Raw genomic sequence first — 11,265 nt, forward strand, 5'->3', positions numbered from 1 at the left:
GGGGGCTGAGATGACGCGCGCAGGGGCGCTTCTGCACAATTTCGTATCGGTGCTGACCTGGCTGAGCGGGATGCTGATCCTGGCTGTGCCGGGCTGGTTCCTGGTCGCCCTACTGGGTACGAAGTGGGAATTCTGGGACTGGCGTTTCGGCTATCTCACCCTGACCCAGGAGCTGGGTTTCTATGTCCTGCTCGCCGGTATCGTCACCTCGGCTCTGGCCTTCCTGGTCATGCTTCTGCACCATTTCATCGTCAAGCAGGACTTCGGCGAATGGTCGGCACCGTTGGTGGCCATGATCATTTCGGCTTCGGGTCTGGGCTGGATGCTGTTCGTCCTCGACGGCCAGGCCGGGCAGCCGGCCGTGCTGGAAGTCTCGACCGACCTTGAGCGGCCGCCCCATTTCACCACGGCTTTCTATGCGCGGCGCGGAACCGATCGCTCGACCATGGAGGGTGAGGTGCGAACAGGCCGGGACGGGCGCAGTTTCGCCTCGCTCCAGGCCGAGCATTACCCCGATATTACAACGCTCTACATCGATGCGCCGACGGATGTAGCCTTCCGCCGGGCCCTGCTGGCGGCGCGGGAGCTGGGTCTGCATGTCTCCACCGCTTCTGAACGTTCAGGCATGTTCGAGGCGGCCACAGAAGGGTTCTGGTTCGGCTTCCGCGATGATGTCGTGGTGCGCATCGAGGCGGTGGAAGCGGACGAGACGGGTGAGGGTGATGCCGAGCCGCGCAGCCGCATCGACATCCGCTCCATCGCACGTGATGACTTTCATGATGGCGGCCGCAATGCCCGCCGGGTGGAGAGTTTCCTGGCCATGATGCAAGGCCAACCCGACGCGGGGACGCCTCAGGCCGGTTGAGGCAGCCGGAATACTGACTGCAATCCCGGCTCGCCTTCGCAATGGGCGCGACCGGTCTCGACCAGATGGATCATGTGCGACAGCACGGAATGCGCGGCGGCCGGGTGCAGCCGCTTGTCGATATCGGCATACATGACCTCAACCATGGCCCGGATCGTGTCCTGCCCGGCGGCCATCTGCTCGAGGATCTGGCGTTCGCGTTCCATGCGGTGATCGATATAGGCTTGGATGAACTGGCGTGGCTCGCGCACGGCCGGGCCGTGGGTCGGCCAGAGCAGATCGAAATCCCGGTCTCGAATGCGGGCCAGCTCACGCAGATAGTTGCCCATATGCCCGTCCGGCGGTGAGATCACGCTGGTCGACCAGGCCATGACATGATCGCCGGCGAACAGGGTATTCTCTTCCTTCAGCGCGTAGCAGACATGGTTGGAGGTATGGCCGGGCGTGTGCAGGGCCTCGATGGTCCAGCCGGTGCCCGCGAAAGTGTCACCATCACGGATTTCGACATCAGGCTGAAAGCCGACGTCATCGCCGGCCTCAAGTCGGATTTCGCCACCGGCCGGAGCAACGGATTGCGGGCCATAGCCATAGACTTTCGCGCCATGCTTTCTCGCCAGCGGGTGCGCCATGGGGGAGTGGTCGAGATGGTGATGGGTGACAAAGACATGGGTTACCCGCTCACCATCGAGGGCGGCTTCCAGCGCAGCCACGTGTTCATCAATCACCGGACCGGGATCGATCACGGCGACCTCGCCGCGTCCAATGATGTAGACGCCGGTGCCGGTATAGGTGAAGGGGCCGGGATTATTGGCGACGACACGCCGGACAAGCGGGGATAGCTGATCGCAGCGACCGTATTCAAAGTCGAACTCGCGAACGAAGGGGATGGAGGTCATGTATTACTTCCGTACACTCGAGGTTTCCCCCAAATACTCCAAGAACGTGTCGGCCAAACGCCGGGTCACGCGAATTTTATCGTCCATCGACATGGCGATGGGCGGTCCCATATCGGTCTTGTTGACGTCGACGACGTAAAGCCGGCCGTCGCTGCGGTCGCGCAAGACATCCAGACCACCCCAGTCGAGCTTCATTGCCGCGGTGAACTCGGCCAGCTTGGCCTGTTCCTCGCGTGACAGGACGCTGTCGGTTTCGACAACTGCGACGTCATCATTGCTGTTGGAGAAACGATGATCTCGAGTGCGCCGCTTGGGCAGGACCAGCGGGATGCGCCCGCCAATGGTCGGGCAGCGCAGATCCTCGACCTGACCGCCCGGAATCGTATTGTCGATCACGCGCTGGTAGACGAGGCCCGGCTCCGGCTCGCAAGGACCCTGGACAATGCGACCGTCATGGGCCCCGTTCTTTTCTGATTTCGCCACCATCGGCCCGGTCCAGCTGCGCGGGTCGACACTCAGCGAATAACCGAACACGCGTTCGAAGACAGCGGTGACATGGCTTTTGGCGATGCTCTGGCAGTCGCGATTGATCACCCGGGTTCCCGCCGGCAGCGGGACACGGTCGCACGTGGTTGAATCGTCGAAATAGAAGACGGCGTCGGCTTCAGCCGCGGTCTTTGCGATGCGGGCGCCGGCGGCGTGCAGGACGGGCCAGATCAGATACCAGGGGCGCGGCCGGTCCGGCGCGAACCAGATCTTCGGCCCGGTCTGGGCGGTCGGCTTGAGGCGCCAGCTCTCGACCAGGAAATAGAAGGGAAGCCAGTTGAAGAACTCGCCGATCACGCCGGGCTCGAGCGGCACGCGCACGCCGGTTTTCTTCACGGTGACGACGCCGTTCTGGTACTCGAAATCTCTCCACCACAGCGCACTGTGCATGGTCGGCCCTCTTACAACTATCCCCGCCAGCCCGGCAGTTTCCAGGACGAATTCGCGTCCCGGGCGAACCCCATCCTAAGCCGACAACCGTCACATGCAATTCACAGCCGTTCACACTCGGCGCGGTTTTTGCGTGAACACAAGCGATGGTCAATCACAGAAGAGTGAATGTGAACGTGGTCGATTTCCTTAGCAAGCGCCTGAACCGCCTTCTCTGGCTGGCCGTGGCCATCATTGCATTGCATATGGTTTTTGCAGCAGATGCAGTGGACCGTTCCATGCGCGCCAGCGTGACAATCGAGCCGATTGCCGCTGTTGATGCTGCACCGCAGCGGCACAGCATCGATTGACATGTGGCCCGTCACGCTGAAACTGCACGCCGAGTTGAATTGAGCCAAGCCCCGTATGTTCGCTTTTGTCCTGCGCCGATTGCTCGTCGCAATCCCGACGATCATCGTGATCACTGCAGTGGCCTTCTTCATGATGAAGGTGGCCCCGGGTGGTCCGTTCGACCTTGAGCGGCCGATGCCTGAAGAGATCCGTGAGCGCCTGCTGGCGGAATATGGTCTCGATCAGCCGGTCTGGAAGCAATATATCGACTATATGGCCGGCCTGGTTCAGGGCGATTTCGGCCCGTCGCTGAAATTTCTCGACAAGGACGTGGCCGAGCTGATCGGTGAAGGCCTGCCCGTCAGCCTGATGATCGGTGCGCTGGCCATGCTGGTCGCCGTCGTGCTCGGGACTTTCCTCGGGGCTATTGCGGCCCTCAGGCAGAACACGTCGGGCGATTTCGCTGTCATGTCCTTTGCCATGATCGGGGTCTCCATACCGCCTCTGGTGATGGGACCGATCCTGGCCCTCGTGCTGGGCGTCTATATGGGCATATTTCCCACGGGCGGTCTCAATTTCTCGCGCTATGGCCTGTCAGTGCTGGTGCTTCCGGTGATCACGCTGGCCCTACCGCAGATCGCCATTATCGCCCGTCTCATGCGTGCCAGCATGATTGAGGTGATCCGCTCGAACTATATCCGTACGGCCCGCGCCAAGGGTCTGTCGGCTTCGGCGGTGATTGTCCGCCATGCCTTGCGCGCCGCGGTCCTGCCGTTGGTCAGCTATCTCGGCCCGGCCTCGGCCGCTGTGATCTCCGGTTCGCTGGTAATCGAGCGCGTGTTCCAGCTGCCCGGCATGGGCGCTTATTTCGTCGATGCAGCGCTGCAGCGTGACTACACGCTGGTGATGGGCGTGGTGGTGGTCTACGCGACCTTGATCATCGTGCTCAACCTGATCGCCGACCTGATCTATTCCGTCCTCAATCCGCGGGTGAGCTACGACTCATGACCACCATTTTGAACCCGAAAGAGAAAGAGGAAATGCTCTCCAAGGCGGCGGTGCAAGGCCGTTCGCTGTGGGATGATGCGCGCATCCGCCTGTTCCGCAACAAGGCGGCTGTGACCTCGATGGTCATTCTCGGCATCCTGGTCGTGTTGGCTATTCTCGGCCAGCTCGGCGTCTGGGTGCATGATTATGACACCATTTATCGCGACCGGGTCAGCCAGCCGCCGACCTGGGAGAATCTGCACCTGCTGGGCACGGATGCACAGGGGCGTGATCTCCTGGCGCGGACGCTGGTGGGCCTGGGTGTCTCGCTCATGGTCGGGATTGTCGCGACTGTGGTGTCGCTGCTCATCGGTGTGACCTGGGGCGCGATTGCCGGCTTTGTCGGTGGCCGCACCGACCAGCTGATGATGCGCTTTGTCGACATCCTCTATTCGCTGCCCTTCATCTTCTTCGTGATCATTTTGATGGTCGTGTTCGGGCGCAATATCATCCTCATCTTTGTCGCCATCGGCGCAGTCGAATGGCTGACCATGGCGCGCATCGTGCGCGGCCAGACGCTGGCCCTGAAGGGGATGGAATTCGTTGAAGCCGCCGAGGCAGCCGGTGTGTCGCAATGGATGATCATCCGCCGCCACATCATTCCCAACGTGCTGGGCCCGGTCGTGGTCTATGTCACGCTGATGATCCCGGTCGTGATCCTGGCGGAGAGCTTCCTCAGCTTCCTCGGCCTGGGTGTGCAGGAGCCGCTGACCTCGCTCGGGCGCCTGATCTCGACCGGAGCGCAGGACATGGAAGTGGCACCGTGGACGTTGATTGTGCCGGCGGTGACGATGATGGTGACGCTGTTCTGCCTCAACTTCATCGGCGATGGGCTGCGCGACGCGATCGACCCGAAAGACCGCTAGTCTGCAATCAAGCCAATACGAAAAGGGGCCGCTCCGATGGGGCGGCCCTTTTTGTTGGCGCTGTGTGGCGCGGCTTATTCCTCGCGGCGAACGCGGAAAGAGCGGCCGCCATCATTGATGCGGGCGGTGAAGCTGCCCAGCGAGCGGGCGCGGATGACAAGGTCGAAGGGCGTGGCGCGCGGCACCTGCAGGCGGCGGTTCTCGGTCTGGCGCCAGACCTGGCCGTTTTCCATGGTGAAGACCCAGTCGCCATGCACCTGGCGGGCCGAGGTCACGCTCATCCGCATTTCCGAGATCTGGCCGTCATCATTGCGCGTGACGACCTCCACACCTTCTGCGGCGGCTTCCGGTGCGGTGGCCTCGGCCACGGCGGCATTATTGCCCGCGGAGCGGCGCGAGAGGAAGGGGATGGAGGGCAGGGACAGGCCGAAACTGTCGCGCTCGACGGCTTCGATCTCCGAGCGGGTCACGGTGACCAGGTCGCCGGACTCACTGGCGCCTTCCAGCGCGTCCACGGCACTGTCGAAACACTCCAGCCGGGCGGCCGCGTCCTCGATCCCGCGGCAGGCGATGACGGCGTCGAGCGGGTTTTGCTGCGCCAGGGCGCCGGGTTGGGCGACAAGCGCCAGCGCCGTCAGCGAGCCGGCGAAACAGGTGAGTTTTACAGACATGGTCGAGTTTCCGTGTTCAAAGCTGGAGCGATAATGCGATAGAGGGCCCAGCCTGTCGACCATGGCGAACGGCGCGGGCGGTGCGGCGCTAATCCTGCGTTCATCGCGCCGCGTGCAAGCTGAATAAATCCATGCCGATAGTATCGGTATGGAACTATCGACCGGCGCCTCTAGTTGGGCTAGAAGGTCGACACAAGCTCAGTTCTGGCGTGTTCGAGGGGAGACCGTAACCGTGATTGGCAGCAAAATCGTCAAGTCCGCACTTGTGTCCGTATCCGTCCTGGCCCTGGCGGCCTGTTCGGGATCGGAACCGACCGATTCAGACACGCTGGTCCTGCATCGCGGCAATAACGCCGAACCGCTCTCCCTTGACCCGCACCGCGCATCGGGCACGTGGGAAAACAACATTATCGGCGACATGTTCATGGGCCTCTTCACCGAGAACCCGGAAGGCGAGCCGATCCCGGGCATGGCGGAAAGCTGGACCACGTCGGACGACGGCCTGACCTGGACCTTCACCCTGCGGGACGCCAACTGGTCGGACGGCGAGCCGGTCACGGCCGAGGACTTCGTTTTCGCCTGGCGCCGCATTTCCAACCCGGATACAGGCGCGCCCTATGTGTCGCTGCTTTTCCCGATCGCCGGTGTGGAACAGTCCAGCCGCGGCGAGATCGATCCGAGCGAGATCGGTGTGCGCGCGATTGACGAGCGCACGCTGGAAGTCACCCTGGTCAATCCGGCGCCTTACCTGCCCGGCCTGCTGACCCATTACACGACCTTCCCGATGCCTGATCACGTCATTGCCCAGCATGGCGATGAGTGGATCCGTCCGGAAAACATCCAGACCAATGGCGCCTTCCGCCTGGCTGACTGGCGCACCAACAATTATGTTCACCTGGTCCGAAACGACCAGTTCTTCGACAATGCCAATACCTGTCTCGACGAGGTGTATTTCTACCCGACCGTCGACAACAGCGCCGCCGGTCGCCGGGTGCGCAATGGCGAGCTCGACCTGAACATGGAATTCCCGGGCCAGCAGCTCGACTTCCTGCGCCGCGAGATCCCGGACTATGTCCGCGTTCACCCGTTCATGGGCACGGTCTACTTCTCCATCAACACGACGATGGACCAGTTCGCCGACCCGCAGGTCCGCAACGCGCTGGGCATGGCGATTGACCGCGAGTTTATCGCCAATGAAATCCTCCGTGCCGGACAGCCGCCGGCCTATGCCTTCGTGCCGCCGGGCGTGGCCAATTATGACAGCGGCGTGCGCGCCAGCTGGGCCGACATCCCGGTCGAAGAGCGCCGCGAAACCGCGCGCGAGATCCTCGAAGCGGCCGGCTATGGCCCGGACAATCCGTTCCGTTTCGAATACGCCTATCGCGCCACCGGCGACAATCCGCGCATCGCCCCGGTGGTTCAGAATGACTGGTCGGCGATCGCCGACTGGGTGCAGCCGGAGCTGATCGTGTCCGACACGCAGATCCACTACGACAATCTGCGCGCCGGTGCGTTTGAAGTGGCGGATGGCGGCTGGATCGCAGACTATAACGACGCCTACAACTTCCTCTTCCTGGCGGAATTCCGTTCCGTGCCGATGAATTACCCGCGCTACAACAACCCGGACTATGACGCCCTGGTGACCGCGGCCAATTCGGAGCAGGACCTGGAGCGCCGTTCGGCCATGATGGCCGAAGCCGAGCAGATGATGATTGACGACATGCCGTTCATTCCGATCGTGTATTACGTCAACAAGAACCTGGTCAGCCCGCGCGTCACCGGCTGGGAAGACAATCTCGTCAACATCCATCGCTCGCGTTATCTCTGCTTCGCGGAGAGCGAAACCGACGCCGGTTAAGTCCCGCTTGCCAGACAGACCCGGTCCGACCTAGCCTGAACCCCGTGTTCAGGCCAGTTCGGGGGCATGTATGTCTGGGGCAGATACAGTCGGTGATGCAGTCGTTGCAGGCGCAGGGGCCGGCGAGCTGGAAGATGCCATCCGCGCATCGAAGCGCAAGAAACGGGATCGCGATTCCGCCTTTGGGTCGCCGACACCGGACGGTGTGTGCTCGAATTGCTCGACCACGCTGAGCGGACCAGTCTGTCACAGCTGTGGTCAGACGGCGGATAATTATCACCGCCCGGTCTGGGAGTTGTTGACGGAAGTGCTGGACGGGCTGTTCGGTATTGAGGGTCGGCTCTGGCGCACCTTGCCGCCTTTGATGTTCCAGCCGGGCAAGCTGACCAAGAGTTATCTTTCCGGCGTACGGGCCCGTTTCGTCATGCCCTTCCGTCTTTATCTGACGGCGAGCGTGCTCTTCTTCCTGATCTTCTTTTCCGTCAACAGCCTGATCCCGAGTCTGGGTGAGGCCGAGATGGAAGCCGCCCAGGAGGGCCTTGCTGCGGCCCAGGAGCAGCTCGAGCAAAATGCCGGTCCGCTGCCCGAGAGGCTGGCGCAAGAAGGGCTCAGCCCCGAAGAAATCGAGGAAATTCGGGCCCAGATGGAGGCGTCCGGCCTGGGGCTTGATAATCTTTCAGAGGCGTTGGGCGATCCGGAGGTTCGGGCCCGCACGGTTTCGGACTGGCGCGAGCAGATGAAATCCGGCCTGTGCCAGTCCCTGACGCCGGAAGATTGCCCGCGTGCCGAGACACCCGAGACGCCGGAAGGGGAAGCCCTGCCGGGAACGCCGGAGTTGCGCGATGGCGATCTGGTGATACCGGCGGGAGAGGGGATCAATTTCACCGTCGATGACATGAATGGCTGGCCCTATTCCGTGCGTGTCGCGGTCCGTGATCAGCTTTCCCGGGCGGTCGACGACAATGGCGCCGCGGCGCTGCGCATGTTCCAGGAACTGGTGCCTACAGCGATGTTCTTCATGCTGCCGATCTACGCGCTATTGCTGGGCGTGACGCATTTCTACAAGCGGGGATATTTCTACTATGACCACGTCGTCGTCTCGCTTCACTTCCACGCCTTCATCTTTTTCCTCTTCCTGCTGATGATGCCGGTCAGCGCGGTGATCGGGGGCTGGTCGGTGCTGGTCCTGTTTCCGTGGTCGAACTACTACCTCTACCGCATCCACAGGGTGGTCTATTCGCACGGCCGTTTTTCCTCCTTCCTGCGCACCATCTTCATGGACATCGTCTACCTCGTGGTGCTCTCGATCGCGATGTCGGTCCTGTTCATTGCCTCGGTCCTGCTCTTCCCGTGATCGGAAGGCGCGTTGCCAGACAAAGAAAAAGGCCCGCGGGATATCCCGCGGGCCTGTCTCATAGGGGTCGGGTGCCGGCCTATTGCGGCTGCGGTGCGTCGGAGCGCAGCTGCAGCTCACCACCTTGCATGCGCTGACGGGCCTCCAGGGCTGCCTGAATCTCCGGCAATTCCATCAATGCATTGAAGCGCGCTGCGGCTTCGGCATTCTCGGCCGACATGCCGAACAGTTCGGAGAGCGCCTCGAACGGGTTCGGCAGGGCCGGGTAGCGCGAAACGCGGATATCGCTTTCCGGGGCGATGCCGGCCAGCTGCTTGGCCATGGCGATGGCGTCACGGAAGCCGCCGATTTCATCGACCAGGCCGAGATCAACGGCTTGCGCACCGGTCCACACTCGGCCGCGGGCAATCTCGAGCACGCGCTCCATCGGCAGATCGCGACCGTCGGCCACGCGCTGGGTAAAGTCGACATAGATGTCTTCCATCTGGGCCCGGTAGGCGGCGCGCTGGGTTTCGGTCCAGCTCTGCTGACCGGAGAAGGCGGTGGCGTATTCGCCGCCGACCGACAGGGTCTCCGAATTCAGGCCAACCATGCCGAACGTGCCGGACAGGTCGATCTTGCCGCCGAGCACGCCGATCGAGCCGGTGATGGTCGTGGCATGGGCGAAGATGTAGTCAGCCGGGGCGGAGAGGTAGTAACCGCCCGACGCGGCCGCATTGGCCATGGACACAACGACCGGCTTGCCGGCTTCGCGGGCCCGGATCACGGCGTGCCAGATCTGGTCCGAGGCGATGGCCGAGCCGCCGCCGCTGTCGACGCGGATCACGATGGCACGGACATTGTCATCATTGGCTGCCGCCAGGATGGCTTCTGACATGCGGTCACCACCGATTGAATCGCTGCCACCGAACGGGCCCGGATCCGGCGTACCGGTGACGATGGAGCCCTGGCCCTCGATCAGCGCGATGACCGGAGCATTGCTCCATTCCGGCGTGCTCTCCGCATAATCCTCGATCGACAGCGAAGAGGCGCCGCCCTCGACACGGGCCAGTGCGGCCTCGCGGGCTTCAACGACATGGCCAAGGCGGTCGATGAAACCGAAGGCATTGGCCGCTTCAGCAGAATGCGGTGCGCTGTCGAAGCCGGCGCGGACATCGTCCTCGCTCAGCTCGCGGTCAGCGGCGATTGCGGCCACCGTCGTATCGAAGATCGAGCCCATATAGGACAGGGTCGCCTCGCGGTGCGCCTCGGTCAGCGTCGTTTCGGTGAAGGTGTTGGCGGCGTTCTTGTACTCGTAGAACTGCTCGAATTGCGGCACGGCATTGAACTGTTCAAACGCGCCGCCGAGGAAGGTGATCTCGGCGGCCAGGCCTGCCGGGGTGAAGCTGGCCGTGTCCTGCAGCCAGATCTCGTCGGAACCGGAAACCGCGAAATAGCCGGTCACAGAGGTGCCTTCAAAACCCTGGGCGTGGGTGACGACAAACTTCCCGGTGGAACGGAAGTCCTCGATCGCGCCGCGCAATTCCTCGGCCGATGCCGCGGGCAGGCCGAATTCATTGGCGCGCAGGAACAGGCCATGAACCCGGTCATCGGTTTCGGCGCGTTGGAGGGTCTGCACGATGTCGACAATGGAGAGCGGTCCGGTGAAGCCGAAGGGGCTACGCATCGGGCTGTCGGTCCGCGCTGTGCGCAGGTCGAGCTCGAGTACAATGGCGCCGCGCGGGATCGCCGGCTCACTGGACGAGCTTGCGTTGGAAATGGCCGAGCCGATGAGGCCGGCTATCATGAAGATGACGAGGATGACGGCCAGTACCGAGCCGACAATAACCCCGACGATGGAACCCATGAAGGTGATCCAGAACTGTTTCATAGTAACCCCTTTACCCACGCCCGGACGGCGCTTCCTGCGCCTTTTGCAAGTTACGGTCCGGTCCTTGGGGACAACCTAGTGGGCACGGATGGGACGGGGAAGGGGCATTACCGCGATTTATATCCCCGTACAGGCCAAGACGGCGGCAGTGTTGCGCGCAGGTGTCAATGCGGCCGCGCCAGCGGACGCCATTATCAACTGTGACAGGTGATTTGCGGGGCAGGGGTATAAATGGTCGGAGTGGCGAGATTCGAACTCACGACCCCTGCCTCCCGAAGACAGTGCTCTACCAGGCTGAGCTACACTCCGAACCGAGGCGCGGCTTATAGCCAACTCTTTGCAGCCGCGCAACGCGCCTCAAGCATGTTTGTCAGCGCTTTTTTCATTGCCCCGCCACGCGGCATGCAGGCGCGTGTGCATTTCATCTGTACAGCGACCGCATTGACCCGTTGCATACCCGGACGGTGTTGGGTATTTAGCCCGCTCCGCATCGCGCGGAGCCGGTTGGGGCATCGCCAAGTGGTAAGGCATCGGTTTTTGGTACCGACATTCCCAGGTTCGAATCCTGGTGC

Annotated in this window: 10 protein-coding genes and 1 tRNA gene; 6 read left to right on the top strand and 5 right to left on the bottom strand. The window is 62.5% G+C overall.

Features of this window, described 5'->3' with window-relative positions; genetic code table 11:
- Window positions 1-10 precede the first annotated feature (10 nt).
- Window positions 11-865: a DUF1499 domain-containing protein gene (locus Q1V51_RS11145; protein ID WP_300556338.1), complete on the top strand. Its 855-nt coding sequence runs from the start codon at window positions 11-13 to the stop codon at window positions 863-865.
- Here the strand turns inward: Q1V51_RS11145 and Q1V51_RS11150 are convergent.
- Window positions 853-1,761 carry an MBL fold metallo-hydrolase gene (locus Q1V51_RS11150; protein WP_300556340.1) on the bottom strand — a complete coding sequence of 303 codons (909 nt, stop codon included), beginning with the start codon at window positions 1,759-1,761 and terminating at the stop codon, window positions 853-855. The two genes, Q1V51_RS11145 and Q1V51_RS11150, sit on opposite strands and share 13 nt — an antisense overlap.
- 3 nt (window positions 1,762-1,764) lie before the next feature.
- Entirely contained in the window at window positions 1,765-2,697 is a 933-nt protein-coding gene (locus tag Q1V51_RS11155; RefSeq protein ID WP_300556342.1) for a hypothetical protein, read from the bottom strand.
- Window positions 2,698-2,867: 170 nt separating this feature from the next.
- On the opposite strand from Q1V51_RS11155, the gene Q1V51_RS11160 reads away from it, so the two are divergent.
- Genes Q1V51_RS11160 through Q1V51_RS11170 form a run of 3 tightly spaced genes read left to right on the top strand, consistent with a single transcriptional unit; the run spans window position 2,868 to window position 4,940 of the window.
- Window positions 2,868-3,047 (top strand): hypothetical protein, encoded by a 180-nt coding sequence (locus Q1V51_RS11160; RefSeq protein ID WP_300556344.1) that lies wholly within the window; start codon window positions 2,868-2,870, stop codon window positions 3,045-3,047.
- A 55-nt stretch (window positions 3,048-3,102) separates the two neighbouring features.
- Entirely contained in the window at window positions 3,103-4,035 is a 933-nt protein-coding gene (locus tag Q1V51_RS11165) for an ABC transporter permease subunit (protein WP_300556346.1), read from the top strand.
- Complete coding sequence (locus Q1V51_RS11170; RefSeq protein WP_300556348.1) at window positions 4,032-4,940, top strand: ABC transporter permease subunit; 909 nt, start codon at window positions 4,032-4,034, stop codon at window positions 4,938-4,940. The genes Q1V51_RS11165 and Q1V51_RS11170 overlap by 4 nt, the downstream gene beginning before the upstream one ends.
- Before the next feature lie 74 nt (window positions 4,941-5,014).
- Here the strand turns inward: Q1V51_RS11170 and Q1V51_RS11175 are convergent, their stop codons facing one another.
- Window positions 5,015-5,611: a hypothetical protein gene (locus Q1V51_RS11175; protein WP_300556350.1), complete on the bottom strand. Its 597-nt coding sequence runs from the start codon at window positions 5,609-5,611 to the stop codon at window positions 5,015-5,017.
- 232 nt (window positions 5,612-5,843) lie between these two features.
- Here Q1V51_RS11175 and Q1V51_RS11180 point away from each other — a divergent pair, with 232 nt between their 5' ends.
- Window positions 5,844-7,469 carry a peptide ABC transporter substrate-binding protein gene (locus Q1V51_RS11180; RefSeq protein WP_300556352.1) on the top strand — a complete coding sequence of 542 codons (1,626 nt, stop codon included), beginning with the start codon at window positions 5,844-5,846 and terminating at the stop codon, window positions 7,467-7,469.
- Window positions 7,470-7,539: 70 nt separating this feature from the next.
- Window positions 7,540-8,823: a DUF3667 domain-containing protein gene (locus tag Q1V51_RS11185; protein ID WP_300556354.1), complete on the top strand. Its 1,284-nt coding sequence runs from the start codon at window positions 7,540-7,542 to the stop codon at window positions 8,821-8,823.
- Between the two features lie 79 nt (window positions 8,824-8,902).
- Here Q1V51_RS11185 and sppA read toward each other — a convergent pair whose 3' ends face one another.
- Both sppA and Q1V51_RS11195 read right to left on the bottom strand, forming a co-directional pair.
- Window positions 8,903-10,693, bottom strand: a complete 1,791-nt coding sequence (sppA, locus tag Q1V51_RS11190; RefSeq protein WP_300556356.1) for a signal peptide peptidase SppA — start codon at window positions 10,691-10,693, stop codon at window positions 8,903-8,905.
- Between the two features lie 232 nt (window positions 10,694-10,925).
- Window positions 10,926-11,002: transfer RNA gene (locus Q1V51_RS11195), tRNA-Pro, on the bottom strand.
- Window positions 11,003-11,265: the final 263 nt, after the last annotated feature.

Origin of the sequence: Maricaulis sp. (assembly GCF_030149235.1) — a bacterium.
Classification (GTDB): Bacteria; Pseudomonadota; Alphaproteobacteria; order Caulobacterales; family Maricaulaceae; genus Maricaulis.